Genomic DNA, 26,595 nt, shown 5'->3' with positions numbered 1-26,595 from the left:
TGGTTATTGTTGTCGGTGGTGATGGTGATGGTGGTGGTTGGTGATGGCAAAAAAAAATTATGGGTTGGAAGCCCCCGCCCAGACACCCACACAGGATGCCCAGACGGGGGATGGATAGAGGTATCCGGTTAACGTACGAGCTTACATGACACCCTAAAAGTATGGGTTTCCTTACCTTTCGTATGGTTTTTTACGAATGGAGCGCGCTTTCTGAGCGCCATCTTAGGCTTTGGCCCCGGTCCTTTTACCATATCGTTAGGCAGGTAGGAGAGAGCACCAATCTTATTTCTTACCGCCCTAAGGAGAGCCGCAAATACCGCGCGGCTTGAAAGCGACGCTTCTTAAGTCGCCAATTGGCTTGAAAGCGCCCAGGCACAGCAATATCTCAGATATGTTCCTAGCGGGATATGGTGGGGGTGATAGTTGGTCGCTTTGTTCTTCACCCACCCAAGCGCTGCGACGTGAAACCGCTAGGAACACATAATGAAACTGTTTATTCGATCTCTGATCCGTTGGGCGTTCTGGGGCATCCTAGTCTATCTTACCCGTGGTGGATTCAACACCAATGAAATGGCCGACCGATGGGCCGAGGTTCGAGCCTTCACAAACTCAAAGTTTGGCATCCCTGACTAACCCGTTCCAAAGGAAAAAGGGGCCGACCCTTTGGCCGCCCCCCCCTCAATTAGTTAGTTGATCAATTAGATCAGCTGGTTTTCTTGCGGCGCATCATGCCCAAGCCACCAAGACCTGCCAGCAACAATGGCAAGGCAGCTGGAAGTGGAACTGGCGTCAATTCAGCAGTTACCTCAACACCGGCTCTGAAAGCACCAGGACCAGCGTTAGCAGTTGTTTGAACTTGGAAGCCATTTGTCACCGAAAAGGATAGTTCATTCATCCCAGCCAAAAAGACTGGCGTTGATGTAGCACCAACGACTGCGGCTAACGGAAATTCAAATGCAGCGAAACCGAAATCGATCTGGCTGATGAGAGAACCGTTCAACGATGCCGTGCCGTAGTTGTCTACGCCCCAGAGCCCTGACAGTACAGCGGTAGAACTGTCATACCCGCTCAAGTCAAAAGTCCAAACAAAGGTATTTGTCTGCTCGATTTGATTGGCGGCGGTATCCCAAACCCATGTTGATTCAGGACTAGTGTCGCCCGGAACGCTTGTGTAAGCCCCGTTGCTCACGTCGACCATTGCCTGACCGCCGTTCATGACAAAACCACCGACACTGCCAGAGCCAGTTGCAGCAGTCCCAACGGTTGCCGCCATGGCAGAAGTGGATGCCACAGCAGAAATAGCCAAAAGGCCAGCGGCCACTAAAAGTTTAATACGCATTTTAATCTCCAGAATTTTTACCATTTATAACCAGACGACCAATTAAGGATTCAGACTAATTACCCGAGCTTTAAATTAACGCCTTGTCGTGCATAGGGGAACACTACTAATTCTAAAATTTGCCGTTATTCCGCCTTATTTTCAATGTGTTGTCCACTAGTTCTATACAGTTCGAAGCAGACAGCTTGAATGTGGTGAGTTTGGAAACAAGCAAATTTCCCCACCCTTAAACGCTTTGGGCAGAATCGATCGGTTAATTCGATCATTGGACGGAGTTACGTAAATTTTCCCAAGGCGAACCGAGAATATCATACCGATCCTACATTCTTTCCGAGAGGCGCTCATGGGGCAACGATGTGTTCACCGGTTACGAATGGTGGAACTAATTTGGGATGAATGTGTAAGAAATACTCCCACCACCCATTTTTTTGCCTCTCCGTCATCGTCATAGCAGGGAACCCTGAATTTCATGCGCTGGTCGTCTGCGCCTTCTACCGGCTGCTTGAGTCGCTTCCCAAGTTCCAGTGCTTTAGATTTTGCATCCTTGTCCGTTGCAGTTGACGCCTTAAAATATTCGGAGTGCCCCTTGAAGCTAAACGGGCCAGGATTCCGGCTCTTCGTTTGCAAAAAAAGCTCAACTAATTCTAGTTCTTCTCGTGAGAATTCAACCATTCATTCTTCTTCCAGAAAAATCAACCAACCAACACAGATTGTGTCCGAAAACTGAGTAAACACAGGCATCTATACAAAGAAACCTTCATGGAGATGTATAGATGTTTTCTACCTTTACGCTGCTGTTCGCAGCTGGGGTCGGCTTCCGGCTGGCCTTGTCTTACGCGCTCAAGCGACGTTTTGACCTCACCCTCGCAGCGCCTCAGAGTATCGCTGTCCTGCTGATCGTGTTGGCGATCGTGCCCTCCTGGGCTTTGCCAGTGTCGCTCCCTGTACCTCTGAGCTTTGTATTGGGCGCAGTCCTGCCAGACCTCATCTTTCAGAGGGGCTGAGCATGGACCCCTTCAACCTCAATGAAGACGACGTGGTTGTCTTCCACGAGTTGACCGACATCGGCATCCCAATGCACAGTTCTGGATCCTCCAACCAAGCCACATAAAGGTCCAAAATCAGCACCCTTAGCTGCTTCCTGAACGCCATCTTAGGCTTTGGCCCCGGTCCCTTTACCACATCGTCAGGCAGGTGCCCTTCCTCCCACACCCTGTCCACGAACTGAGCCACCTCAGGATGATCCGACCACCTGTGCACATCAATGGGGCGGGAGTGCCAAGGGTCCTCTATCTCTTGAATCATAAGGGGTCCTTTGGCTCATAGGGGTTAGGGGTATTGTGAGGGAGAGTAGGGATTATCTGGGTAATAATAATTATACCTACTAGGGTAGTCTTCTAGGGGAGATCTACTAGGGTCTTCTACTATTATCTTCTCATCTTATCCATTACTTATACCTATTACCTACTAGGTATTATCTCCCCCCATAATTCCCCTAATAACTGGAAGGTAGCCCCTGAGGTTACCCTGTCCCGGAGGGCCCAGAGAGGACCCTGAACAGTGGGGCATTAACAGGGGCATTCCGGGGACCCTTGGAGGACCTGACTGCTTGTTCTGCTGATGCCAATGGAGCATAAGCGTGCACGAATCACTGAGGCCAGTATTTCGGATGCATAAAAAGTAGTTAATTATCAACTGGTTATGAGGGTTCGATTTGTGCGGCATGCCATAAGCGTGCACGTTGGAAGCATAAGCGTGCACATGGGATTCCAAAGAAAAGGCCCGCCAAAAGGCGGGCCGGTTTCATCTTCGAGGCGTCTTTTGTGGCCGCCTTTATCTGTGCAGATCAAGTAACTTTTGACTGTCGAATGCTTCCCTGAAATCCGGGGCCGTGAACGGCGAATAATCTTCGCGAGTGCCCGTTTTCAAGGCGAATTGCTTCGCAAAATCTTTGGCACGAAGTTGCGTTTTCTTCTTCAGCTTCGCTTCAATCAACGTCTCAATCAAAAGTTCAATGACAAGGCCCCATCGATGTGAACAAGCATAGTCAAGGCGGGCCAAAAAATCTGGCGTCACAAGTTGCTCGATGTTGATTTCGACTTGATCCGCATAGAGGTAAAGCAGCCTGACAAGATCTTCTTCATCGCGCTTCATATTGATCTCGTGAAAACGAACTGGCTCCACAAGGTTTTCCAGTTGTTCGTAAGACTGAATATATTTGTTCAACGCTGGCACACCCGACAGGATCATCATCAAAGGCCAGCGCGTCTCTTTCATCATGGACTTAAAACTGTCCAGAAAAACCCTGTTAGATTTGGCCCCGTCGCTGAAGACATGCTGGCATTCGTCATAGTGAATTCCAATAACGCCCTGCTGTTTAGCTTGATGAAGGACCATCTCCCAGATGTACTCTTGGGTACGGGTTCCTTGGATATCATATCCGAGAGCTTTCAGTGTCTTGATGCCAAGATCTTTGAATGTAACTCGACCGGAAAGTAGGCAGCTGACGATCTCTGCCGGTCGCCCATCTGGCATGGGTGTCTCACTTTCGTTGAAATCGCTGATCAGTTTTTTCAACTCGCGAGTTTTGCCAACTCTCGACTCTCCAGTGACGACCAGTCCACGCACCTCCAGATTTCCAGCCATTTGGCTTACGTAATACTCCCGCAAACATCTCTTAAATACGCCCCTCAACTTTTCTGCCCGCGGCAATTCAAAATGACCCATTTTCAGCGGCTCAGCGATTGAAATGTCTTCCATATCTAAATAGTTCATTTGAACGTACCTTTGGTTTTGGGCCTGCCGATTGGCTGGTGTTTGGGATCAAGTGTTTTTGCCTCGAGGGGAGGGGCAGCCTTCGGGTCTTCGGCACCATCAACAGATGTTGCCCCTGCGGCAGCTTCAGAGGTGCCTTTGATGGAAACGGTGGCCGGATTACCATCCAGATCGCCTGTGACCGCTTCGCCGTTGCCGATGGAAAGGACCCCCGGACCACTTACGCCTGAATTGATGTCACCGGGGCGCACTGTTTGAGTATTCCCAGACGACTGAATGACGCGAGCACCACTGAACACGGAGGCGGCTCTGTTTCGAATTTCATCGATGGTAGAATAGCTCCGAGGCAGATTTCGTTCGACACCGATTTTCCTCAGCTGGTCAAATCGCCGACGCTGTTCTGATGCAATTCGGTCCTCATAGATCTCGGTGACGCCTGGATTCTCCTTGCGATAGGCCTGCGTTACTTCGATCACCTCCGAAACAGTCAGATCCGCAAATGCCGTAACCTGAAGCTGAAGCCGGAATTCGCCTGCGACACCGGGAATGATGGCTGTCGCTTCAGTTACGTTGTCTGGATCGACGAACACCGTAACTTTGACCCCTGGCTCGCGGTCGATAGCGATCTGAAACGCCTCCGAATTGTACCAAATTCCGCTAAACACCCGAACACCTTCATCGTTTGGTGTTACCTCGCTTTTCCATCCCAGATGAATTCGGCGCTGGTCTTCGTTCAACGGTTTAAACAACCCACGGTTCTCATTGAGCTCATTGAGGACCTCAGCGGGGCGTCGGCCACCCATCCCAACCCCCATATGCCGCATGGAAGGATATTCATCGATGAAGAACCGAGTTAGAATTCCGTAGAGTTCATCAATATCAAGGACACCATTGGCTTTGGCATCATAGCCAGGAATTTCGCCCGCTTTTCGGCCTGTGTAGCCATGGATCAGTTTAAGTAAGGTTGACTCATTAGTGCCAAAGAGACGCTCGATGTAAGGCTTGTCAGCGGAAGCAGAAGTTCGAACTGCCGTGTAGTTTGCAGACAGTCCGAGAAGGCAACTGACAGCAACGCTGTTGCGCAGTGCAACGCCATTGTCAGTTTTGACCATGCCTAAACCCATTGCCGGGGCCGGGTCGCCTTTGCAGTCATACTTCTTTTTTTCTTTGGTTTTGTCCCGTGTTGCCATCCTATAGAGGGCCAATGTCGCCTCGGTCGTGGGATCATTGCAGAGGATCCAAGCCAGCGGCATTCTGGTCGCAACGTCGATCATCACGAGCAGGGTAAGTCGCTTTCGAACTTCTTCGTCCATTTCTTCGAGCGTCTTTTTGTCATCACATGATAGGTGCTCCCAATAGCCCTGCGCCTTGGCACAAGAGATCAGCGAAAGTTTGCATTCATCTACTTCGACAAGCTCGCCTGGACACAAGGCACGAATATCGCTGCTACCGCGCCCCCTTTTGTTGCGAGCATGACGTACGCCCTTAGTTGCAACCAATAACTCAGTGGGACTGAGGAGGTAGTTTCTATGGGCTGTCAGAGTCTTCTGAGAGGGTGCAATTAACGGCTTCAGTCCATTCCTCTTTCGGACTTGGTTTTCCTCATGAACCAGCATCTGTAGGTGCTTGTAAACGTTGGCCGGGGAGGTGGCCTTTAGATCCAACCCGATTTCTTCCCATGCCTTGGTCATTAGCTCTAACAGCCTGTTTGCGAGTCTTTGGAGCCGATTTCCCTTCAGATGATCTCGTGTCGCGAGAGCAGCGATGGGATCTTCGTCAGGTCCCAAATCATCATATAGCGCTAAGTATTTTAAGATTGTGCGCCCTGCATAGAGAACCCATTCTGAATTTCTGCCGCCGCGAGAACTGGAGGAACGCACCTTTTTGCCAAGAATATCTGTCGCGATCTTGCAAATGAATTTCCGGTTCTCAGCCTTATTCAAAAGCGGACCTGTTAAGCGAAGACTTGGCTTGCACAGCTCGAAACGGAGTTTGGTTTCCAATGTTTCGGCAGCGACGCAGATTGCCCGGCGGAAATGTCCATGTTCTTGCTGAAACATTGGAAGTTGCTCAGCTGTCTTCAGGTCGCCAAGGCGCCGTTCAACAACACCAACTGCCAAAGGACTCGAACTTTCCACGTTTACTGCGGCTGTTTTCAACAGTCCAACGTATTGGGAAAACCCCATGACGGTGATTTCGCCCGTTTCGAGGTCCATCAATTCGTATCCGTCGTCGGTCTTAGAACCGAACGCCATCTCCTTGTTAACGAGTGTCACCTTGGTCCCAGTGGCGTAGTTGTATCGGGGGATAAAGCTCATGCTGCCACCTGCACGCAGGAGGTTTCAAGGATCACATTATCCATGTTGGCAGTCAGTTTCTTGCGTGCGATCAGACGAAGGCAGGCGCGGAAAACACGCCGTTGCGGCAACGCAACATGAGGAAAGATGTCTTTGATTTGCCAAAGAGTACTAAGGTTTTCAGCAGCAAAGAGGGTGAGGTCGTCCGCTTCTTGATCAGTTTGTTGTACCATTTCGTGCATACGAAATAGGTTCTCTCGACGCTGCCGGGAATAATCGTCGGCATCGATAACAACTAAATCATTAGCGGCAGTCGGCGGTGTCGCCTCACGGATCGCGGAGATTTCCCGCCAGGTTTTGGGTCTGGAAAGACTTTCCCCATTGCGAACAAAAACGAGACTGCGACGGCCGGATTTGAAAGTCATAAGCAGATCGTGCGTGTATTCACGCGACTTGCCATCAATCTCAAATTTGACCGTCAGCGGCTGAAAACTGACATCATGAATGTCTGGCGACAGGAGAACTTCGATTGCGACCGCAGCTTCGGCAGCACTTTCACAAATTGCGACCTTGGGTTGCCAATCGTTGGCAGCAGTCTTGTAGGTGAGCCAAATCGTATGAGATGTGGAACTCCGGAACCCAGGATTGCGAACACCATCGAATGGCTGCACCCCATAAATATCGCCCAACTTGATTGCCGAAGCCTTTGGAAGCTTCGGTGGCGAGTAGTCCCACGCGTCATGGCCGCCATTGTCGTTTGTCACAGTATTTCTCCGACCCGATTGTGCAGAAGAAGTCGAAGCTTTGTTTTTTGAATGACCCATTGGTCTGTCCTCACGTAGTTCGAGTGTTGACGGCCTGCGAACGCAGCCGAAACAGTCGGTTTTGAATTGGTCTGAAAAAAGGAGAACGGAGTCTGTCCGTTCTTTTCAGACGCCTATTCGTGAGAAAGACGAGAGAAAGACACTCAAAGACTTAGGCTTGCACTGATCAGTCAAATCATTGCGAGCGACGTCCTTTTGGTATGTTTTGGTAGAACAGGTCATGTTGATAGTCCAAGATCGAAAGTACATTCGAGCGGTCGCTCAGAAACAGAGTTCTATGGAGGGGAAGAAACCTAAAGCGACCAAGAGAAACGGTTAATATAGCGGGTGACAGGCCGCAGCTTCTCAGGAAACTCTCCCGAATTTTGGCCTGTGTCGCCATGGGTCTGCTTCAGCAAGGCTGACTCAATAGTACGAAATAAACGCTCGACATACGGCTTTTCAGCCAATGCATGACTTCTGACGGCTGTGTAGTTTGTAGACATTCCGAGAAGTCTACCGACAACAGCTTTCGAACGTACCTTGTTGGCATTGTCAGTTTTGATCAAGTACAAATCAATTGGCCAGTCACCTCCGGAGGCACTTTCACAAATGGCGACTTTGGGTTGCCCATCATTTGCGGCAGTCTTGTAGGTGAACCAAGCCGTAATAGATGTGGAGCTTCGGAAACCAGGGTTCCGCACACCGTCGAACGGCAGGACACCGTGGATCGAGTCAAATTTGATCGCTGACGCTTTCGCCAGCTTTGGTGATGGATAATCCCACGACTCGTGGCCGCCATTATCGTCTGTTACTGTATTTCTCCCACCCGATTGTGCAGAAGAAGTCGAAGCGTTGTAATTTGAATGACCCATTGGTCTGTCCTCACGTAGTTCGAGTGTTGACGGTCTGCGAAAGCAGCCGAAACAGTCGGTTTTTTGAATTGGTCTGAAAAAAGGAGAACGGAGTCTGTCCGTTCTTTTCAGGCGCCTATTCGTGAGAAAGACGAGAGAAAGGCACTCAAAGACTTAGGCTCGCACTGATCAGTCCGATCATTGCTAGCGACGTCCATTTGGTATGTTTTGGTAGAGCAGGTCATGTTGATAGCCCAAGATCGAAAGTGCATTCGAGCGGTCGCTCAGAAACAGAATTTTAGGGAGGTGACGAAACCTAAAGCGACCAAGATAAACGGTTAACTAGAACCGAATTTGGGTTGTACCAGATATGATGTGTGCATTCGTCATGACGGCTAATAAACGATAAAACGCCCAAGAAAGTCAAGACGAAAATCAAAGGCATTCTGAAATCGATTCAACCAAGGCATGTAGTGCCCTTTTGGCAACATGGCTCCAGTCGAGCGACTCTCAGATGTATCATCACAATCTCTTAACCAACGAAGCTGCGCGCACGGTGTCTAGTAGCCTTATTGAGTGATGGCGGCCCTGGTCCCCGGAAACGATTCGGCGTTATCGCCATTTTGCGGCGGCGAATCAGGCAAAAAACTGGATATCTACCATAACAAAGATCGCCAATATGATGCGAATATCAAAGACGAGCCTATCTTAGATTTGACCGAATAATGGCATCGCTATCCTTGGTAATCATTACCTATCCTCATCACTTAATTCAGTTGGAATTTGGGCTACGCCCAAATTTGACCTCAAATAATTAATTAGCCGCCATAATATCAAGGATAGTTTATTGATTTCAGTAGGTTATTGACTCAAGCCAATTTGAGACCCATCCTGAAGTCCAAACGTGGGGCCTTCGATGGTCAGTAGGAAACGAGGATTGGAAGGGAGAAGATGAATGACTGATTTACTTGAGCGCATTAGCGTAAAGCTAGTATTGGACGCACATCGATGTGTCGTATGTACCGGCATTTATACTCGTTCTTTCGATGCGAATTCAATTCGGTTTGACCTAAACGGTTCAGGATTAAGTTCAGGAAGGTCGGATCGGAAAAGATTTGCCTGGGTCGCGTTCCCCTTAGGGGGATCTGACGATGATGGCCCTTGCAATCCCACGTCAGTTTCATTGCTCAGGAAGTTCTCTGGCCACCAGTTCGAACCCCAAGCAGAGGATCCTCAAGCGTCTGGCCATGCTGTAACCAAGTGCATCAAAGGCAACCGATTAACAGTACTAGCTAAACCTAAGGTTGACCGAGGGCCGAGGGCGCAGATTGTTTGGCTGCCTCGCTCAAACACCATGTCAAATGGCTTGGGCGGTGAGCATCATCCCTCGCTGCAAGCAGGGGACACGCGCTACAATCCCGCAAACAAAATTAACGGAGAAACATGGCAGATTGGCCCTCGGTTACAACAATCTGCCCGGCCAGAAAACAGTATTTGGCTGTATTTCCTGTTGATCAAGAACCTTCAGTCCATACGTGTCCCAGCCCGGCTTGATGGGCGCAACAGCTCCGCCCAATTCGGGAAATCAATATACGAGCCGCGAATTGAACTTAACCGTACAAACGATGACCATGGAGCTATGACTGAATCTGGTGTTTGGGGGATTTGAAGGTTGGCGGCGTATCTGGTTGATTTGTTGTTGCGAGACAGCAGCCCAACCGAAGGAGATACACCACCATGGAAACGACTAACATTGTTGATTTTTCGCGTCGAGACGGGATCACGGACGCGCTGACGGATTTATTGAGAACAGGAGCGCAGCAATTGATCGCAACAGCCGTTGAAGCTGAGCTTGAAAGCTATCTGTCTCAGTTTACCACCGCGCGCACTGAGGCCGGTCATGCGACTGTTGTGCGCAATGGGCATCATCCCGAGCGCCCGTTCCAAACGGGCATCGGCCCCGTGAACGTGCGCATTCCCAAGGTTCGCTCAAAAAACGGCCAGCCCGTGACATTCCATTCGGCCCTGGTGCCACCGTACGTGCGCAGAACCAAAACGTTGGAAGCGGCCTTGCCATGGCTGTATCTGAAGGGCATCTCCAGCGGTGAAATGGGCTCGGCTCTCAAGGTTCTTCTGGGCCCTGATGCGGCGGGATTGTCGGCAAATACGGTCTCACGGCTCAAGCGCGATTGGGCCAACGAATACGGCGAGTGGAGAAAGGCAGCGTTGGACGATGAGCCCTTGGTCTACATCTGGGCTGACGGTGTCCACAGCGGCCTTCGGGGCGAGGATGACAAGCTCTGCGCCCTTGTGATTGTGGGGGTAACAGCCCGTGGCAAGAAGCGGTTCTTGGCTATTGAGGACGGGGTGCGCGAGTCCACGCAGAGCTGGCGCGAGGCTCTCCTCAGCCTCAAAAGCCGGGGAATGAACGCCCCGAAACTTGCTATTGGAGATGGTGCCATGGGGTTCTGGGCCGCCATAGATGAAGTCTATCCTGAGACCCGTCATCAACGCTGTTGGCAACACAAAACTATGAATGTGCTCAACTGTTTGCCCAAGCTGTCTCAGCCAAAGGCCAAAGCTGCGATCCACAACATCTGGCAGGCTGAGACCAAAGATGATGCGGGCAAGGCCTTAGATTTGTTCATCAAAACCTACGAACCCAAATACCCCAAGGCGACGCTGTGCCTGCAAAAGGACCGCGAGGAACTCATGGCATTCTTCGACTTTCCAGCACAACACTGGCAAAGCATCCGCACCAGTAATCCAATTGAATCCGCCTTTGCCACGATCCGTCATCGCACCAAACGATCAAAGGGCTGCCTCTCACGCGACGGCATGCTGCACATGATGTTCAAGCTGGGGCAATGCGCCGAGCAAAACTGGAGGAAACTACGCGGCTTTGACTACCTCGCCAAAGTCATCACCGGCGTCGCATTCAAAGACGGAATTGAAGCCACTGAAAACAGCCAGATCGCCGCATGACCAGAAACCCTTAAACACCAGATTTGACAATAACTCATGACCATGAGGGTCTGTATCAAGTATGTCTGACTCAATCATCAATTGGGAAAACATTGCTGCCTCTGTCGAAAGCTGTCTCTTAAAGAGTCGGTACTGGTCGGATCATGTTGCCAATAGCTTGGAACGGTTGAAGGCCAATTTGGATGCCCAGCAGCGGTCTATGCCGACTATCACCGCTATGAAGCGGGCAGGGGGCAACCTAGTCATTTTTACGGTCGCCGACACACCACAGGACGTGGTGGACTACATTGACCAGATCTGCGGCGACTGTGGCAAGCTGTGTGAAGAGTGTGGCAATGCGGCTTATGTTCAGCACACGACTCCAATCAGGCGATTGTGCAGCTGGTGCTATGCTAAAGGCGCACCCTGGATCCGAGATCTGGATGTCGCAACTGAGTTCCCAGATCTTGTCAGTGATAACACAGCAAGCCTTGTGCCTGCCACTGGCCGGGGGTGGTATGCCATCATCCGCAAGCGCCTGGCTGAGATGAGGGATGCTGTCCGAGAGGCTGATTTGGCACCCGGCATGGTTCAAATCTCGGATATTAAAACCAAGCTGGGTAGCATTCGAACCGGCTTTCACAGTTTTCACGACAGCATCGATCCCATCGATCAACAGCTACACAATGACTCCCTGTTGACGTGCTGTCGATGCGGCCATGTTGGTGAGCGGGCGCGGGCATTTATACATAATGAGTGTGTCTGCAATTGTTGTGCGGTTTTCGATAGGTATGGGAAAAGTGACGCCTGAAGGTGCAAGGTTTGGCAATCGTACTGCTTTAAAAAGAGATCGGCCCAGAGCCGACTTCCATCGGTTCCGTCTGCGCCGCACAGCAGCTTTCGCATTGCTGACATTCGTGCGAGGCGCTGCAATTTGAAGACGAATCCGACGCCAGCGGATGAAACTATCGGCGTTTTTGGTGTCAGGTACTGGTTACTTCAAGCAGTTCAATTCGGTTGCCAAATGGGTCATTGATGTAAATCCGTTTCATGTCCGGAAAATCCATATCGGTTCGGTACGCGATGCCGCTGGCATCTAGATGCGAAACTGCATGTTTCAAAGATGTTACCCTAAATCCTGGATGGGCTTTTTTTGCCGGAGTAAATGGGTCTTCCACGCCGATATGAAGCCGAATACCATGGGCTTGAAACCAGACTCCACCACGTCCACGCAACGCACTTGGTTTTTCTATCTCCGAAAACCCCAAGATGCCGCCGTAAAATGTACGAGCTTTGTTTTCTTGATTTTTAGGTATCGCAATTTGAATGTGGTGTAATTCTTCAATCATGCCTTCAGGCCTCAACGCCCCACTCAGGTGCGACTATCATATCAATCTGACGGTATATTGACAACGTTATGCATGCATCCCCAACCCACTATTCAAATAGAGGCCGCGAATAATTCTTGCGAATAGGCGTGCCGCGCCTGCGCGTTTCGGAGCGTTTCAACATCCATAATCTCGACGATTTCGCCGTCTCTCATGACCGCCAAGTGCTCACACATATGACCCACGACGGACAGATCATGGGAAACCATCACGTAGGTCAATCTGTGTTCCGAGCGCAAATCAGTCAGCAAGTTTAGAATCTCAGCCTGTATCGAGACATCAAGTGCTGACGTTGGTTCATCGAGCAGCAAAATGCTGGGCTCAGGGGCCAACGCGCGGGCGATGGCGACCCGTTGTCGTTGTCCACCGGACAGTTGATGTGGATAGCGAAACCGGAACTTAGCGCCAAGACCAACATCATCCAGTAGCTTCACCACACGCGCGTCGATGTCGCGAAAGCCGTGCAAATGCAGGGTTTCGCCTAACACCTGATCCACCGAATGACGCGGATGAAGTGAAGCATAGGGGTCTTGAAACACCATCTGAACCGTCTTGTAGAACGCTTTTTGCCGTTTTTTGGCAACTGGCGTTTCATCCACCGATATTGCACCAGACCAATTTGGAACCAGCCCCATGATCACGCGCAGAATGGTTGACTTGCCCGACCCGCTTTCGCCCACCAGTCCAAAACTGGCACCGCGTTCGACATGAAAACTTGCATGACGCACGGCATCCACACGGTCGCGACCGCCACCGAACCAAACACTTAGATTTTCAACAGTCAGCATGGTCATATGCGACCACTCACGCTGGGTGCCTCAGACCATGCCGGATCGCGATCCAGGACGTCCAGTTTTTTGCGTGGCGCATTCAGGCGCGGCAGTGAATTGAGTAATCCACGTGTATAAGGGTGCTTGGCGTCGTGGAGATTTTTGGCATCGCAGACTTCGACGATACGGCCCAGATACATGATCAAGACGCGATCACAAAAATCGGCTACTAGATTGAGATCATGGCTGATGAAGATCAGCCCCATACCACGATCCGTGACCAGCTTGTCGATGATCGACAGAACCTGTCTTTGGACAGAGACGTCAAGTGCCGAGGTCGGTTCGTCTGCGATCAAAATGTCGGGGTTCGGGATCAGCATCATTGCGATCATGATACGCTGCCCCATGCCACCTGACATTTCATGTGGGTAGGCGCGCATAACACGCTCCGGGTCTCTGATTGAGACGGCCTCCAACATTTCGAGAGCCTTGGCGAAAGCCGCTGACTTGCTGGCCTTGTTGTGCAGGCGATAGGCCTCTATGATTTGTTGGCCAATGGTCATGACCGGGTTCAGAGAGAATTTTGGATCCTGCATGACCATCGAAATTCGCTGCCCGCGAACATCGCGCATTTCACGCTCTGACTTCATCATCAAGTCGATACCTTCCAGCGATATCTGATCAGCGGTAACTATACCCGGTGGACGGATCAAACGCAGGATGGCCCTGCCCGTCATCGACTTGCCTGATCCGCTCTCTCCGACAATCGCAAGGCGTTCTCGCCCAAGCGTAAAGGACACGCCCCGTACGGCATCAAAGACACCGTTGCGCGACGGGAATTTTACCCAAAGGTTCTCGACATCCAGTAGCGTCATTTTTCACTATCCTTCGGGTCCAGAACATCCCGCAGCCCATCACCAAGCAAATTGAACGCCAGCGAGACAGTGAAAATGGCCATGCCGGGAACCGTTGCGACCCACCAGTAGTCAAGAATGAACCGACGCCCTTCAGAAATCATCGCGCCCCACTCCGGGCTGGGCGGTTGTGCGCCAAGACCCAAGAAGCCAAGACCAGCAGCAGCCAGGATAATGCCCGCCATATCTAATGTAACCCGCACAATCAGCGAAGAAATGCACAAGGGCCATATGTGTTTGGTAATGATGCGCAGGGCCCCTGCACCTTGCAACTGGATGGCGCTGATAAAATCCGAAGATCGGATCGTCAGGGTCTCAGCCCGTGCAATCCGGGCATAGGGCGGCCATGCGGTCAATGAGATTGCGAGTACCGCGTTTTCGATGCCAGCACCCAACGCAGCAACAAAGGCCAAGGCCAGTACAAGGCGCGGGAAGGCAAGGAAAATATCAGTGATCCGCATCAGAACCTGATCCGTCCAGCCGCCAACATAGCCCGCAACCGTTCCAACCAGCAGCCCGGTGATCGGCGCGATCAGCGCCACGAGCCCGACAATGTACAACGTGATCCGTGAGCCGTAGATCAACCGACTTAGGATATCGCGGCCCAAACTATCCGTGCCCAGAACATGGCCCTCTGACCACAAGGGTTGCAGGCGATTGCCAAGTTCTTGTGCAAACGGATCATGCGGGGCCAGTAAAGGGGCCGCAAAGGCGATCAGCCCCAGCAAGATCAATATCCAAAGTCCGACCATTGCCATCGTATTGCCGCGAAACGATAACCATCCTTGGTAGAACGCCGAAAGCTTTGCATGTCTGCGGGACGTCGGCGTGTCGGTCAGCAACCATGCGCGCCATGTCTGGGCTTGGGCCATCGATTTTGCCACTCTATTTTGCACGGGGATCAAACACCTTGTAGAGTAGGTCTGAGAAAATATTCAGCAAGATAAAGATCAAGCCAACCACAACCGTGCCCCCCATAACCGCACTCATGTCTGCCGACAAAAGAGCTGTGGTGATGTAGCTGCCGATACCAGGCCAACTGAATATGATCTCTGTCAGAACTGACCCTTCGAGCAAGTTCGCATAGCTCAGCGCGATTACGGTGATCAGTTGCACCCGGATATTCTTGAACGCATGTCGCCAGATGACAGCGTTTTCTGACATGCCTTTGACCCGCGCGGTTGTGATGTATTCTGCGCTGAGTTGTTCCAACATGAACGAGCGTGTCATGCGGCTGATGTAGGCCAGTGAATAATAGCCGAGCAAGGACGCAGGCAGCACAATATGGCTTAGCGCGTCTTTGAAGACTACCCAGTTCCGATCAAGAATACTGTCTACTAGGATCATGCCCGTCACAGACGGGACAATATCGACATAAAATATGCCGACCCGGCCGGGCCCACCGACCCACCCCAGAATACCGTAGAACACCAAGAGACCCATCAAACCCAGCCAGAAGATGGGCATTGAATAGCCAACCAGCGCAATGACCCGAGCCACTTGGTCGATCCAAGAGCCGCGTTTGACAGCGGCAATAACGCCCAGTGGCACGCCCAGCACAATCCCGGCGAAGACGCCAATCGTGGCTAATTCCAACGTCGCCGGAAAAACCCGCTTGATATCATCTGCCACAGGACGTGCCGTCAAAAGCGACTTCCCAAAATCGCCGTGAATGACATCCCAGACATAAAGGCCAAATTGAACGATGATGGGCCGGTCCAACCCCAGTTGTTCATAAGCGGCGTCATAGGTGGATTTTGACGCCTGCTCACCGACAATGGCCAGCACCGGGTCAATCGGCATGACCCGTCCAATGATGAATGTGACGAAGATGAGACCCAACATCGTCACGATGATTGAGCCAAGCGTCAGGAACGTCGCCCTGATCCAAAGTTCAAGAGGCGCCTTATGGCGCCCCCCGTTTTTGTGTTCAGTCAAAGCCACTTACTTGGTTACCGGCCAGTATGATACAGCCGTGATAGCCCCGCCTAGGTTGAGGTTTTGCACCGCTTCGTTACGGCCTGTTTGCTCAATCTTTTGAAACAGGATCGCAAATGGTGCGATGTCGCGAAACTCGGACTGAATGTCAGCATACATCTTTGCACGTGTGTCGCGGTCGCTCTCGACAACAGCCGCAGCAACTTTTTCGGTCAACCCACCGGTGTCCCAGGCATTCCGATAGGCCAACAGGCCCGTTGCGCCTGCTTCGTCCGAATTGTCAGGGTTATATGCGAATGTACCAGCGTTTGTGTGTGGGTCGGGATAATCTGGTCCCCACGCGCCCATATACATATCCAGTTCCCGCGCACGGTAACGGCCCAGAATGGCCTTGGCCGTTCCAACTGTAATGTTCAGAGTGATACCTGCCTGGGCAAAGGTATTTTGCAGCGATTGTGCAATCTCGATCCGCTCTTGCGCTTCGCGTACACCAACTTCAATTTCGAACGGGCCAACACCGACGGATGCCAGCAATTCCTTGGCCTTTTCTACATTCAGGCTGAACGGGTTTTCGTCGACGGCACCCAGATAGGTGCGCGGCAGGAAGTTCTGATGGATCGTGTACTGACCGTTGAGAAAGCTGTTCTGCATCCCTTCATAATCGACCAGATACTTGATCGCCTGACGCACTTCGGGCTTGGCCAGCTCTGGGTGCTTTTGGTTGACCGAGATATACATCAAACGTCCGCGCAACTCATCATCAATTGCCACGCCGTCAGCTTCGCGCGCACCAGCGATATCTTCGGGATTCAGGTTGCGGGCAACGTCAATGTCGCCGCGTTCCAGCATAAGACGCTGGGTCGCACTTTCCTGCACGTGACGCACGATTACGCGTTCCATGGCAGGCGCACCGCCGAAGTAGCCAGGGTTACTGACAAGCGTGACGCTTTCGTTGGGCTTCCAGCCTTGCAGAATGTATGGACCGGACCCGGCGGAATTGGTGGCAAGCCAGTTATTGCCCAGATCGCCATCAACTTCATTGGCCATCACCACCTCTTTGTCGACGATACCACCGATTGTGGCTGTCAGACAGTTCAGCACGAAAGACGTCGCATAGCGCTTGTCCGTTGTGATGCTGATCGTATTGCCGTCGGCCACGATTGTTTCACCAACATTCTCTGCGGTGAAACCGAATTGTGTCAGAATGAACGATGGCGTTTTGTTCAACGTCACCACACGACGCAGCGAAAACTCTACGTCTTCGGCACGCACGGGATTGCCTGAATGAAACTTGACCCCTTCACGCATCGTAAAGGTGATGGTGCGGCCATCCTCGCTGACGGTCCAGCTTTCAGCCAGATCCGGCTGATAGCCCGCATCGAGGTTCAGCGGGTCAAAATTGACCAGCTTACTATAGATGTTGCGGCTCACGTCAGACCCGGCAAATTCAAAGCTTTGTGCAGGATCAATTGTGGTGATGTCGTCAATCCGGTTGGCAATCACCAGCATGTTTGCCGGCGTTTCTGCCACGGCAGCAAAGGACGTCAGTCCAACTGCCAGGCCAAGGGCCGCGCTGGATAGTAAACGGTTAAAAGCATTCATAATTCTAGACCTCTCCTATTTGGTTTTCAATAAAGTTGCGGGTGCTTGATGGGGTTAAGACCCCCAGGTTTTCTCCAGCACACGCAACCAGTTTCCATGACACAGCTTGGTCAACAACGTATCGTCATATCCATGCTGGGTCATGGCCTGTCTCAAGTTGGGCAGTTCAGCAACCGTTGTCACATCCTGCGGCACAATCGCTCCGTCATAGTCAGAGCCAAGACCAACCCGATCTTCGCCTAGATGTTCGATTAGATGATCCAGATGTCGCAGCATCTGTTCCAGTGGCACATCTTCAATCATGCGCCCATCGTCGCGTAAGAATGCCACCGCGAAATTCAGCCCGACCATGCCGTCGCTATCCTTGATCGCGGCCAACTGATCATCGGTAAGGTTCCGCGAATGTGGACAAATGGCGTGCGCGTTGGAATGGGTCGCCACTAGCGGTTTGGTGGAATGGCGCGCAACGTCCCAGAATCCGGCGGTGTTCAGGTGCGAAAGGTCGACCATCACGCCCAATTCGTCACAGCGTTTCACCAATCGCAAACCGTGATCCGTCAAACCTGAACCAATATTGGGGTCGCTGGGATAGCGAAACGGCACACCATTGCCAAAGATTGTCGGACGGCTCCAAACGGGGCCAATGGAACGCAAACCCGCCTGATACAGCACTTCCAACGTGTGCAAATCGGGATCAATTGCCTCAGCCCCTTCGATATGAAAAATCGCAGCCATCTGGCCTGCAACAAGAGCCGCACGTATATCGGCAACGCTGCGGCACACCTTCAGCGCGCCTTTGTTTTCCAGATCGAAAAGTATCGCCGCGATGGCCATTGCAACGGGCAAAGCATCTTCCCAATCGATGGCATCCGGTAAAGGAAGATCGTAGGTGGGCTTGGCCATCTCTGCCATCTTGAAGGCTTTATCCATCGGCGAAGGAATATAAATGGCAAAGAAACCGCCGCCAAAACCTCCAGCCTTTGCCTTGATCAAATCAAGCGCGCCATCCCGCCCAGTCAGAAAACTGTCAGTGGCAGAAAGCCCGCCCGCACGGTAAAGGTGCAGCAGGACATCATTGTGACCATCAAAAATGACTGGCGCGGTGGCAGCGTTCAAATCAATCCCCGAGAATTTCTTAACGCTAAGCTAACGAATGTTTTGTCATGGACGAGTCGAGATACCATGAGTTATGCTCATATTCCTATGCAGTTTTTGCAAGGAACCCAAAATGTCCCGGAAATCCTGGCACAGCCTGCCCGAATATCAGGCTCTTCGCGCCCTGATGCAGGGGGGCACAGCGACAGCTGCTGCTGAACAACTGGGCCTGTCGCAATCCGCGGTCAGTCGCTCAATCGGGAACCTTGAGGCGCGCACTGGCCTGACGCTTTTTGAGCGAGAAGCCGGTCGATTGCGCCCAACCGAAGAGGCAGTGCGATTGAACCACCGCCTTGACCCGTTGTTTGAAGCCCTGGACAGGATCGACGGCCCTAAACAGCCGGTTCAGGAAACACTGCGCCTGATCGCACCGCCAACCTATGCCCATCGTTTTCTTGTCAGCCACATCGCCAGCTTTCTTGCCATCAACCCGCATTTCTTTGTGAGCCTCGAAGTCAACACATCCGACGAGGTGATCCGCGCGATTCTCGAAGACCGTTTTGATCTTGGCTTAACCGGAGTCGAACTCCAGCGGGTCGGAGTCAGAATGCAGGCTTTCCGTGTCTCATCAGCTGTCTGTGTGATGACAGCTGATCATCCGCTTGCTGCGCAGACAGATGTGCATCCGGTTGATCTGGACAACCAGCCCATTGTTGCCATTGCAAGTCGCCATGCCCGCCGCACTCAGCTCGATAAAATCTTCAACCAAGCGCGCAGCAAGCCGCGGATCATGGCCGAGGTATCAACCTCGTTCGCCGCTGTGGATCTGGCCAAAGAAGGGTTGGGCCTTGCCGTGGTTAACCCCTTTCCAGTCTACCATTATCGCTCAAGTGATCTCGCCTTTCGCCGGTTTGTATCGCCGATAGAATATCGCAGCTACTTCGTCATGTCCGACATACGCCCTTTACCCCGCATCGCTCGCGCATTTATCCGTCATCTTAGGCTCCACACACCGGCTGATCCCCACTCAAAAAGAGTCGCTGCAAATGCCCAAAAGTGAGTTTAGGAATCCAACTGAAGATGATCCGTCCTGATAAATGGTCATCGCGACTTTAGGACGGCTGGGCCGCAGAAGAAGCTGGTAGACATCGCGTCTCAGAAATGTTGCGTCGAGGTGGCACGGGCCAAGTCGCGCGTTTCACATCTGTGTATACAATGTCTCCCTGTTGACGTGCTGCCGATGCGGCCACGTTGGTGAGCGCGCCAGAGCATTTATGCATAATTAGTGTGGGCGCAGAAAATGGTTAATGGAACAGTGTTCGTGTGCCTTTTGGATCGGGATTTCTGTTAAACCTTGCCCTGGTGAGGCGGCTGGCCTAACCCGAAATTCAGTAACCAAAGGAACGTTTAGAATGTTGGAAAAAGTAGCTTTGGTTACAGGTGCGGCCCGCGGGATCGGCCTTGCGACAACACGATTGTTCATCGAACAAGGCTGGCGTGTTGCGATGGTGGACCGCGATGGCGAAGCGCTTGTCGAGGCCGCTGATGGCCTGAACCAAGCCAGCCCATTCTTGTATGACATTTCGATCCCAGAGCAAGTTGACGAGATGGTGAGCAGCATTGTTAGCGCATTTGGTCGCATCGACGCAGTGGTGAACAACGCCGGTGTCGCCGATTTTGGCCCAATCGAGACCACCGATTTCGCGCGTTGGAAAGAAGTTATGGCGACCAATCTGGACGGGACGTTTTTAGTATCACAAGCCTGCCTTTCGGCCCTTAAGGAAACGCGCGGCGCGCTTGTGAACATCGCTTCAATCTCTGGATTACGAGCTTCTACCTTGAGGGTTGCGTATGGGACCTCCAAAGCTGCGGTGATCCACCTAACCAAACAACAAGCTGCTGAATTGGGCGAATATGGAATCCGGGCCAATTGCGTTTGCCCCGGCCCGGTACGCACCAAGCTGGCTATGGCCGTTCACTCGCCGGAAATCATCGCCAGCTATCACGATGCGATCCCGCTGAATCGTTATGGATCTGAGCGCGAGATCGCAGAGGTGATAACTTTTCTATGCTCCGATAGAGCCAGCTATGTCACCGGTCAAATCATCGCGTCAGACGGGGGCTTTGAAAGCACGGGAGTTGGATTGCCTGCGCTGCGTACATAAGGGGCCGCCACTGGGTAGTGGAGAAATCCCAACTGAAACACCCAGAGAAATTTGAAGCCTTAACGGTTAAACCGCTGCTAAGTCAGCGAGCTTGGCTTCGTGCAGTAGCCGTGGTCCAAAACACCAGAGCAACTCCCACAGCATTTATGCTCACGTACAAAGTGCTCTGGTGTCTCGGTCTAGTTTACCGTGACTGTAATGACCTCACTCATGACAGGCGGATTGTGCGGCACGTGGCTCCAATCGCCAAGAAGCAGCTGTAGCGTATGTGTGCCCGCAGGCAGCTTTTGAGTTATTTGTGTCTGACCGCCACCGAAATGGACAATTTGGTCCGTTGCGGGCAGCCCAGAATCAAGATCCAAAGAGCTCGGGTCAGTATTGATCAACAGGTGGTGATGGCCGGTGTTGTCCATTTCTGTGCCTGCTGGCGCAACGCCCATGCCTTCAAGTCCGAAAATGATGGTTACAGGGTTTGAGACCGTCGAACCCTCGGTAGGTGATATAATGTATGCCCGTGCGTCTGCTGGTGCTGGGCTGCGGTGACCGTCTGCAACGGCTGCTCCGGCAAGCAGAATTCCTGCGGTCACAGTTGAAAATAAGCACTTCATGTTAGTCTCCCTGAAAAATGAGCAATGATCTGCCCTTTATCATATAGCCCCAAGAGCAATTCTCCCAACAAAGTTGAGCCGAAAACGACTACTCTGTACGCACAACAGATTGTGGTGCAAGGCACTCACAGGACTTGAATCAAGCGCGGTTAGCATCCAAAGTTTCTCCAAGCATGACAACCCGGAGGCAAAATCATGGTGTTTGGAAGCATTTTTGCGATGCTTGTCATAGGTGCTCTTGCTGGCTGGTTATCAGGGAAAATTATGGAAGGCCGTGGCTTCGGGCTTCTAGGGAACATAATCGTTGGGATCGTTGGCGCTTTCCTAGCTGGCCTCATTTTCCCCGCTCTTGGATTTTCGGTTGGCGGCGGAATCGTCGCTTCAATTTTGCACGCTACAATCGGCGCAGTGATACTGCTTTTTCTGATCGGTTTAGTGAAGCGAACCTAATCAAATAGTTTATACTAATCTGGTCTCACGTCAGAGAACGCCATCAATCTAAGCATTTGATTAGGTCCCTTCATGATCAGGCAAGGTAGCTCTTTAAATACTTTAATGAAAAAGGTCACCGATGAACCGATTTGTACTTTTTTTCCCGTTGCTTGTTTTGGGCTCGTCGCTAGGAGCTGAAAGCACTGGGAAAGATCTGTTCGCCGAGAATTGTGTTTTGTGCCACGGCACAGTGGGACGTGGCGACGGTCCCAAGGCTGGAGAATTGGGTACGCCGCCACCAGATCTGACAAAAATCGCCGAGCGCCGTGACGGGGTTTGGCCCATGCTCGAAATTATGTCGATCATCGATGGTTACTCCCGCAACACGCTCCCGCGAGAAGATATGCCAGTCTTCGAAAATTTCTTGGACAATGACATGGTAGAATTTGACACTGGAAACGGTGTGGAAGTTTTGGTGCCGAGTAAGCTTGTCGAGATAGTGAACTATCTCGAAGAGTTACAGGATCCTGCGCCAGAGCGATACGTACCTTGAGGCCGCTTCCTAAATGACAAAAGAAAAGGGCATGGAATGGCAAAGATTGATTTTTGGTTTTCTATTGGAAGTACGTATAGCTACCTCACAGTAATGCGCCTGCCCGAACTTGCGAAGAAGGTTGGGATCGAGTTTCGATGGCGGCCATTCGACGTTCGACACGTCATGATCGAACAGAAGAACATAACCGTGGGCCAGAAGGTCGGGGAGCGTTGACATCTGAATTGACCTGCCGTGCGAATATGTTTCATTAAGCCAACGTCGGCCGACTGAAGGAAAAGCCATGACTCCCGAAGAAATCATGCGCAATCTCGCGCGCGACGACATTTTCCCGAAAGCCGCTATGGCCGAAGCGCGCGCTAGGCGCGAAGAAATGGTGCCAATCTTTGTCGATCTGGTCAGCCATCTTGCACGTCAGTCCATCCCGGAGATGAAAGACTCTGACTTGATGGCCCTTATTCCTATCTTCCACATGCTTGGCGAATGGCAAGATCCACGCGCTTATCGCCCATTAGTTCAGATGCTCGCTCGCCCGACCAGCGTCATCGACCATCTCCTCGGAGACGCCGTGACCGAAACGAGCTTTCGCGTCATCGCCGGAACATTCGACGGTGACTTGCAACCCTTGTTCGACGTCATCGAGAACAAGAAGGCCGATGAATTCGCGCGCACGGCCCTGATGAGCGCCCTCGTCCTGATTGCGCAACTGCACCTCACCCAACGCCCGGTGATAGAGGATTACTTTCGGACCTTCCGCCAGCGATGCCCCAAGGCTTCGAGCGACGTTCTCACCGGCTGGATGGACGCCGTTGCCGACCTCGGACTTGAAGACATGTCAGAGACTGTGCGCGTTGTTTTCGACACGGGCCTGATTCCGAAGAACTACTACGATTTCGGGCATTTCCTTGAGGATTTGGGGGCCACGCTCGATGCAAATGGCTCACCCGTAAACCGCCGTTACCAGAATTCCCTGATCACCGATGCCATCGAAGATCTGTCGAAATGGCACTGCTATTCAGATGCGTTCCTCACGCAGCAGAATATCCGTAAGGTCAGCAATGATTTGCGCGTGGCCCCCTGGACTGAAGCCTTTAAACACCCGACAGTCCCAGTCGGCCGTAACGACCCCTGTCCCTGCGGCAGCGGCAAGAAGTTCAAGAAATGCTGCCTGTACTGAAACCCGACAGAACCTGAAGTGACCCGCACAACGGTCGTCGACGCAGGACGCAGAGAAGGCCAGCTATGAGCCCTTTTTGACCAATGCTCCGAAGTGGCCAAAGGTCTGCTCTGCTCACAACGTGAGAGGAGACATCGAACCCGAACCGGAATTCGGATCGCTAATTATTGGGCGGCCAAACGCTCGTCATCAAAACAAAAAGCAGTTACCCAATCGGTGTTCAATACGCCTAGCTTTGCGCAGGCAGCTTGTGAGGCCAAGTTTTCGGCTTTGATACCCGTATTGAAGGCGCGCATACCCTCGTTCTCCCACATATACACAATCGCTAGAGCCCCAAGCCGCGCGGCCAACCCTTGTCCGCGATAGTCTTTCTGGGTTGCTAGCACACCCCAGAAAGCCTCAGTGGCACGGGGCGTGTCAGGAGCATGCATCGCATATGACGCCGCGGTGGCCACAGGTGTACCGCTGACGTCTGTCGCAATCAGGTTTATTCCCGGAATAACGCTGCCACGCATGATTTCGCCGGGCATCGCTGACAGGCCGCAACTCTGGCATAACTCTACCGTTGCTTTGATCACCGTTTCAGGCGTAGTCGCATCTAACCGCGAAATGGTCAGGTTTTCTGGCGCAGTCTTACTGTTCAAAAGGGTTTTACTTGCCTCATAAGCCGCGCGGCCACCACGATGGTACAAACTTTGCGCTGTCCGCAGCCCTTTGGCCTTTAGGCCTGCCAGAAGAGCAGTCGCGCCAGTTTTGGGATAATAGAAACACATTCCTAAGCCTTGTAACCGAGCGAGACTGGTCATGATCTCTGCGGTGTCTTCCCCCGGATCGCTTAGTGATACGACAGTCCCGTAGTAAGCATAGCGAGGATGGCCTTGAACGACACGCCAGAGATTCTCACCGCGCCTAAGAAAGGTACGATGCGCAGGATTTCCGAAGAGTTCGGTGTAAGCCATCGCGCAATCCCTGAATCTAAACGACAATTAGGCATCGTGAACTTGCTCCGCAGCAACTGATAATACGTTCAGTTCCAACAGTTGCTTTGCCAACTTAGCGTCATAAACCAACAGTATGCAAACCAAGCAAGCGATGCCTGCGGCGCTACTCCGTTCATGCGTGTTTTAGAGAACGTAGATGGGTCGCCTAGGCCCCCGGTGATGTTTCCCACCACTTTACAGCTGGAAGAGTGCCGATGACCCTACGAGGCCCTAACTTCATGGTCGGAACACAGCATCATGACCGTCAATGCACAAGAACTTAGTCTCCAGCAGAGAGTACCTCTCTGCCCACCCCTGAAGCTTGATTTGCATCAAGGCCATAAGCTACGTTGCAGAAGTCTTATAATGTGGCTCACTGCTGACTTCCATTGCGTCTAAGCTGCTCTGTTTGGGTTTATTTTTAAGGAGAGAAACCGTGACCAAATATAATTTGATGCCCATCGACATATGGAAGTTCATAAAGACTGGGCTTTTGGCTACCGCAACAGTGGTGACTATGTTGGCGACTTCTGCCTCGGCGGACACGGCAGAAGCACGATGCGACATCTATCCCGCAAAGTCGGACCAAGCGTCCGACATGATCTCATGCAGCTTCTCGCAGCGGCAGGGCTTTGTGACCATCAGACGTGCAGACGGTGTGACCCACGAACTGGAGCCGGACGGAAACACGGTCGGCAATTTCAAAGACAAGGATGGCCGCAGGGTCTATCGGCAGAGTGGTCTCGGTGACCAGGGTCTGATCTTTCGATTTCCGGACGAAAGTGTTTTCGTCTATTGGAACGCAGCTGCGCTTGAACCTGATAACGCGGACAATCCAGCCTTTCCCTTCTCCACCAAAGATTATGATGCCACGACACTCTTGAACTGCCGAGACGCGAGCGACACCAAATTCGGCCAGTGCCCTGCTGGCATATTGCGTATGGAAGACCGGCAGGCTTCGATTGTGGTTCAGAACCAGAAAGGCGAACAGTTCACGATCAACTTCATGACTGGCTATGTAAACGCAACCAATCGCGAGGTGGAGGCTATGATAAATGGCGATATATGGACCGTCACAGTCAATGGTGCAGAGGTGTACGAAGTTCCGATTGCCGCGATTGAAGGTGGCTAATATGAACCGGGTTTGTTTCCGGCTACTGCTTTTAGCCGGCTCAATATTTTGCGCACTGAGCACAAATGCTGGTGATCTTACAGGTATTCCCTGGCGGCTGGTCGAGATCCAGTAAATGAATGACAGCGTGGACATTCCCGAAGATACGTTAAAGTTTCCGTTCAGCTTTAAGCTGATAGCCAAGCCGCGTTTCAAGCCGACCGTATCGGAAACATTACAATCACAGACAGTTTTTTAACCTCTTTGCATGTTGAAGAGCCGCCGTGGAAAACGGCAAATGTGGTCGATGCTGCTGCCAAAACCCAGATGAGGGAAACTGGCTTCGACTTTGGCCAGCAAAATCCAAACCTGGCGGGAACTGAGGCACTTAAGATACTGGAGGCTGGCGAATGAACGAGCGTATGCTCAACATCACCTCAGCTGACTATAGTCCGAGCAGTCCCAATCCAGTTGTGGTTACTATGAGAAGAAGGGTCGCACTTAGTTGAAATTTGCGTGCTGTCAGCTCGTCAATTTGCATCGGAGCAAGCTCGATAGAACCGAGTTCATTTTTTCTTTTGTCAGCGGTAAATTGGGTCATCATTCATTCTTTCACTACGACGATAAAGTCGCTTTGGTTTAAAAAGGGTTGCGCAGATAGTGCTGCGCAACCCGAACTAGTTAATCTCGAGCCTAACTCCCGACTGAAGGGACGAGGAACAGTCGAGAAGGCTCTAAGGCACACTGTGGTTAATCCTAAATAAGCCGTGAAATGAGTATGCCCTGTGCGGTTCAAGCGGCCAATTGCTTGAATATTTAATTATTTAAAA

At 51.8% G+C, this 26,595-nt stretch carries 26 protein-coding genes; 11 read left to right on the top strand and 15 right to left on the bottom strand.

Annotated elements, in window-relative coordinates; all coding sequences use genetic code 11:
• The first annotated feature begins 483 nt into the window (after positions 1–483).
• Positions 484–633: a hypothetical protein gene (locus C1J03_RS25425; protein WP_162798597.1), complete on the top strand. Its 150-nt coding sequence runs from the start codon at positions 484–486 to the stop codon at positions 631–633.
• A 70-nt stretch (positions 634–703) separates the two neighbouring features.
• Here the strand turns inward: C1J03_RS25425 and C1J03_RS18770 are convergent, their stop codons facing one another.
• Positions 704–1,339 carry a VPLPA-CTERM sorting domain-containing protein gene (locus C1J03_RS18770; protein WP_162798596.1) on the bottom strand — a complete coding sequence of 212 codons (636 nt, stop codon included), beginning with the start codon at positions 1,337–1,339 and terminating at the stop codon, positions 704–706.
• A 360-nt stretch (positions 1,340–1,699) separates the two neighbouring features.
• Complete coding sequence (locus tag C1J03_RS18765; RefSeq protein ID WP_114887980.1) at positions 1,700–2,011, bottom strand: hypothetical protein; 312 nt, start codon at positions 2,009–2,011, stop codon at positions 1,700–1,702.
• A gap of 101 nt (positions 2,012–2,112) precedes the next feature.
• Here C1J03_RS18765 and C1J03_RS18760 point away from each other — a divergent pair, with 101 nt between their 5' ends.
• Complete coding sequence (locus C1J03_RS18760; protein ID WP_114887979.1) at positions 2,113–2,343, top strand: hypothetical protein; 231 nt, start codon at positions 2,113–2,115, stop codon at positions 2,341–2,343.
• An 829-nt stretch (positions 2,344–3,172) separates the two neighbouring features.
• Here C1J03_RS18760 and C1J03_RS18750 read toward each other — a convergent pair.
• The 4 genes from C1J03_RS18750 to C1J03_RS18735 form a co-directional block, all read right to left on the bottom strand.
• Entirely contained in the window at positions 3,173–4,066 is an 894-nt protein-coding gene (locus tag C1J03_RS18750; RefSeq protein ID WP_162798595.1) for a TniB family NTP-binding protein, read from the bottom strand.
• Between the two features lie 44 nt (positions 4,067–4,110).
• Positions 4,111–6,432: a transposase family protein gene (locus C1J03_RS18745; RefSeq protein WP_162798594.1), complete on the bottom strand. Its 2,322-nt coding sequence runs from the start codon at positions 6,430–6,432 to the stop codon at positions 4,111–4,113.
• Positions 6,429–7,100 (bottom strand): hypothetical protein, encoded by a 672-nt coding sequence (locus tag C1J03_RS18740; protein ID WP_254694093.1) that lies wholly within the window; start codon positions 7,098–7,100, stop codon positions 6,429–6,431. Before C1J03_RS18740 ends, C1J03_RS18745 begins: the two co-directional genes overlap by 4 nt.
• A gap of 428 nt (positions 7,101–7,528) precedes the next feature.
• The gene (locus tag C1J03_RS18735) at positions 7,529–8,089 is read right to left on the bottom strand and encodes a hypothetical protein (protein ID WP_114887974.1); all 561 of its coding nucleotides are present in this window, start codon (positions 8,087–8,089) and stop codon (positions 7,529–7,531) included.
• A 1,716-nt stretch (positions 8,090–9,805) separates the two neighbouring features.
• On the opposite strand from C1J03_RS18735, the gene C1J03_RS18725 reads away from it, so the two are divergent.
• Positions 9,806–11,053 (top strand): IS256 family transposase, encoded by a 1,248-nt coding sequence (locus C1J03_RS18725; RefSeq protein WP_114883178.1) that lies wholly within the window; start codon positions 9,806–9,808, stop codon positions 11,051–11,053.
• 61 nt (positions 11,054–11,114) lie between these two features.
• A complete protein-coding gene (locus C1J03_RS18720; RefSeq protein WP_114887972.1) occupies positions 11,115–11,843 on the top strand; it encodes a hypothetical protein in 729 nt (242 codons plus the stop codon).
• Between the two features lie 172 nt (positions 11,844–12,015).
• On the opposite strand, the gene C1J03_RS18715 is transcribed toward C1J03_RS18720, so the two are convergent.
• The 7 genes from C1J03_RS18715 to C1J03_RS18685 all read right to left on the bottom strand — a co-directional run bounded on the left by C1J03_RS18715 (position 12,016) and on the right by C1J03_RS18685 (position 18,760).
• Positions 12,016–12,381, bottom strand: a complete 366-nt coding sequence (locus C1J03_RS18715) for a VOC family protein (RefSeq protein ID WP_114887971.1) — start codon at positions 12,379–12,381, stop codon at positions 12,016–12,018.
• Positions 12,382–12,473: 92 nt separating this feature from the next.
• Positions 12,474–13,214 (bottom strand): ABC transporter ATP-binding protein, encoded by a 741-nt coding sequence (locus C1J03_RS18710; RefSeq protein ID WP_114887970.1) that lies wholly within the window; start codon positions 13,212–13,214, stop codon positions 12,474–12,476.
• Positions 13,211–14,065 carry an ABC transporter ATP-binding protein gene (locus tag C1J03_RS18705; protein WP_114887969.1) on the bottom strand — a complete coding sequence of 285 codons (855 nt, stop codon included), beginning with the start codon at positions 14,063–14,065 and terminating at the stop codon, positions 13,211–13,213. The genes C1J03_RS18710 and C1J03_RS18705 overlap by 4 nt, the downstream gene beginning before the upstream one ends.
• On the bottom strand, positions 14,062–14,976 hold the full coding sequence (locus tag C1J03_RS18700) for an ABC transporter permease (RefSeq protein WP_114887968.1): 915 nt from the start codon (positions 14,974–14,976) through the stop codon (positions 14,062–14,064). Before C1J03_RS18700 ends, C1J03_RS18705 begins: the two co-directional genes overlap by 4 nt.
• A 13-nt stretch (positions 14,977–14,989) precedes the next feature.
• The gene (locus C1J03_RS18695) at positions 14,990–15,991 is read right to left on the bottom strand and encodes an ABC transporter permease (RefSeq protein ID WP_441351144.1); all 1,002 of its coding nucleotides are present in this window, start codon (positions 15,989–15,991) and stop codon (positions 14,990–14,992) included.
• 57 nt (positions 15,992–16,048) lie between these two features.
• Positions 16,049–17,644 carry an ABC transporter substrate-binding protein gene (locus C1J03_RS18690; protein ID WP_114887967.1) on the bottom strand — a complete coding sequence of 532 codons (1,596 nt, stop codon included), beginning with the start codon at positions 17,642–17,644 and terminating at the stop codon, positions 16,049–16,051.
• A gap of 54 nt (positions 17,645–17,698) precedes the next feature.
• Positions 17,699–18,760 carry a dipeptidase gene (locus C1J03_RS18685; protein WP_114887966.1) on the bottom strand — a complete coding sequence of 354 codons (1,062 nt, stop codon included), beginning with the start codon at positions 18,758–18,760 and terminating at the stop codon, positions 17,699–17,701.
• Between the two features lie 112 nt (positions 18,761–18,872).
• On the opposite strand from C1J03_RS18685, the gene C1J03_RS18680 reads away from it, so the two are divergent.
• Complete coding sequence (locus C1J03_RS18680) at positions 18,873–19,799, top strand: LysR substrate-binding domain-containing protein (RefSeq protein WP_114887965.1); 927 nt, start codon at positions 18,873–18,875, stop codon at positions 19,797–19,799.
• 352 nt (positions 19,800–20,151) lie between these two features.
• Positions 20,152–20,904, top strand: coding sequence for an SDR family NAD(P)-dependent oxidoreductase (locus C1J03_RS18675; RefSeq protein WP_114887964.1), 753 nt, complete (start codon positions 20,152–20,154; stop codon positions 20,902–20,904).
• A gap of 179 nt (positions 20,905–21,083) precedes the next feature.
• Here C1J03_RS18675 and C1J03_RS18670 read toward each other — a convergent pair whose 3' ends face one another.
• Positions 21,084–21,512, bottom strand: a complete 429-nt coding sequence (locus C1J03_RS18670) for a DUF4399 domain-containing protein (protein WP_114887963.1) — start codon at positions 21,510–21,512, stop codon at positions 21,084–21,086.
• Positions 21,513–21,707: 195 nt separating this feature from the next.
• On the opposite strand from C1J03_RS18670, the gene C1J03_RS18665 reads away from it, so the two are divergent.
• The 4 genes from C1J03_RS18665 (at position 21,708) to C1J03_RS18650 (ending at position 23,674) form a co-directional block, all read left to right on the top strand.
• Complete coding sequence (locus C1J03_RS18665; protein WP_114887962.1) at positions 21,708–21,962, top strand: GlsB/YeaQ/YmgE family stress response membrane protein; 255 nt, start codon at positions 21,708–21,710, stop codon at positions 21,960–21,962.
• Between the two features lie 121 nt (positions 21,963–22,083).
• Positions 22,084–22,497 carry a c-type cytochrome gene (locus C1J03_RS18660; protein WP_114887961.1) on the top strand — a complete coding sequence of 138 codons (414 nt, stop codon included), beginning with the start codon at positions 22,084–22,086 and terminating at the stop codon, positions 22,495–22,497.
• A 36-nt stretch (positions 22,498–22,533) separates the two neighbouring features.
• Complete coding sequence (locus C1J03_RS18655; RefSeq protein WP_114887960.1) at positions 22,534–22,713, top strand: DsbA family protein; 180 nt, start codon at positions 22,534–22,536, stop codon at positions 22,711–22,713.
• A 67-nt stretch (positions 22,714–22,780) separates the two neighbouring features.
• Entirely contained in the window at positions 22,781–23,674 is an 894-nt protein-coding gene (locus C1J03_RS18650; protein WP_114889081.1) for a DUF1186 domain-containing protein, read from the top strand.
• A gap of 164 nt (positions 23,675–23,838) precedes the next feature.
• Here the strand turns inward: C1J03_RS18650 and C1J03_RS18645 are convergent, their stop codons facing one another.
• Entirely contained in the window at positions 23,839–24,633 is a 795-nt protein-coding gene (locus C1J03_RS18645) for a GNAT family N-acetyltransferase (protein WP_114887959.1), read from the bottom strand.
• A 457-nt stretch (positions 24,634–25,090) separates the two neighbouring features.
• Between C1J03_RS18645 and C1J03_RS18640 the strand changes: the two genes are divergently transcribed.
• Positions 25,091–25,786 carry a hypothetical protein gene (locus tag C1J03_RS18640; protein ID WP_216825866.1) on the top strand — a complete coding sequence of 232 codons (696 nt, stop codon included), beginning with the start codon at positions 25,091–25,093 and terminating at the stop codon, positions 25,784–25,786.
• The last annotated feature ends 809 nt before the right edge of the window (positions 25,787–26,595 follow it).

Origin of the sequence: Sulfitobacter sp. SK012 (genome assembly GCF_003352085.1) — a bacterium.
Lineage (GTDB): Bacteria > Pseudomonadota > Alphaproteobacteria > Rhodobacterales > Rhodobacteraceae > Sulfitobacter.
Note: the sequence above shows the minus strand (reverse complement) of the source record. Positions and strands in the feature narration are given on the sequence as shown.

Coding starts and splice junctions, on each gene's coding strand:
- C1J03_RS25425 (WP_162798597.1), top strand. CDS start 484: ATGAAACTGTTTATTCGATCTCTGATCCGTTGGGCGTTCTGGGGCATC.
- C1J03_RS18770 (WP_162798596.1), bottom strand. CDS start 1,339: ATGCGTATTAAACTTTTAGTGGCCGCTGGCCTTTTGGCTATTTCTGCT.
- C1J03_RS18765 (WP_114887980.1), bottom strand. CDS start 2,011: ATGGTTGAATTCTCACGAGAAGAACTAGAATTAGTTGAGCTTTTTTTG.
- C1J03_RS18760 (WP_114887979.1), top strand. CDS start 2,113: ATGTTTTCTACCTTTACGCTGCTGTTCGCAGCTGGGGTCGGCTTCCGG.
- C1J03_RS18750 (WP_162798595.1), bottom strand. CDS start 4,066: ATGGGTCATTTTGAATTGCCGCGGGCAGAAAAGTTGAGGGGCGTATTT.
- C1J03_RS18745 (WP_162798594.1), bottom strand. CDS start 6,432: ATGAGCTTTATCCCCCGATACAACTACGCCACTGGGACCAAGGTGACA.
- C1J03_RS18735 (WP_114887974.1), bottom strand. CDS start 8,089: ATGGGTCATTCAAATTACAACGCTTCGACTTCTTCTGCACAATCGGGT.
- C1J03_RS18725 (WP_114883178.1), top strand. CDS start 9,806: ATGGAAACGACTAACATTGTTGATTTTTCGCGTCGAGACGGGATCACG.
- C1J03_RS18720 (WP_114887972.1), top strand. CDS start 11,115: ATGTCTGACTCAATCATCAATTGGGAAAACATTGCTGCCTCTGTCGAA.
- C1J03_RS18715 (WP_114887971.1), bottom strand. CDS start 12,381: ATGATTGAAGAATTACACCACATTCAAATTGCGATACCTAAAAATCAA.
- C1J03_RS18710 (WP_114887970.1), bottom strand. CDS start 13,214: ATGACCATGCTGACTGTTGAAAATCTAAGTGTTTGGTTCGGTGGCGGT.
- C1J03_RS18705 (WP_114887969.1), bottom strand. CDS start 14,065: ATGACGCTACTGGATGTCGAGAACCTTTGGGTAAAATTCCCGTCGCGC.
- C1J03_RS18700 (WP_114887968.1), bottom strand. CDS start 14,976: ATGGCCCAAGCCCAGACATGGCGCGCATGGTTGCTGACCGACACGCCG.
- C1J03_RS18690 (WP_114887967.1), bottom strand. CDS start 17,644: ATGAATGCTTTTAACCGTTTACTATCCAGCGCGGCCCTTGGCCTGGCA.
- C1J03_RS18680 (WP_114887965.1), top strand. CDS start 18,873: ATGTCCCGGAAATCCTGGCACAGCCTGCCCGAATATCAGGCTCTTCGC.
- C1J03_RS18675 (WP_114887964.1), top strand. CDS start 20,152: ATGTTGGAAAAAGTAGCTTTGGTTACAGGTGCGGCCCGCGGGATCGGC.
- C1J03_RS18670 (WP_114887963.1), bottom strand. CDS start 21,512: ATGAAGTGCTTATTTTCAACTGTGACCGCAGGAATTCTGCTTGCCGGA.
- C1J03_RS18665 (WP_114887962.1), top strand. CDS start 21,708: ATGGTGTTTGGAAGCATTTTTGCGATGCTTGTCATAGGTGCTCTTGCT.
- C1J03_RS18660 (WP_114887961.1), top strand. CDS start 22,084: ATGAACCGATTTGTACTTTTTTTCCCGTTGCTTGTTTTGGGCTCGTCG.
- C1J03_RS18655 (WP_114887960.1), top strand. CDS start 22,534: ATGGCAAAGATTGATTTTTGGTTTTCTATTGGAAGTACGTATAGCTAC.
- C1J03_RS18650 (WP_114889081.1), top strand. CDS start 22,781: ATGACTCCCGAAGAAATCATGCGCAATCTCGCGCGCGACGACATTTTC.
- C1J03_RS18645 (WP_114887959.1), bottom strand. CDS start 24,633: ATGGCTTACACCGAACTCTTCGGAAATCCTGCGCATCGTACCTTTCTT.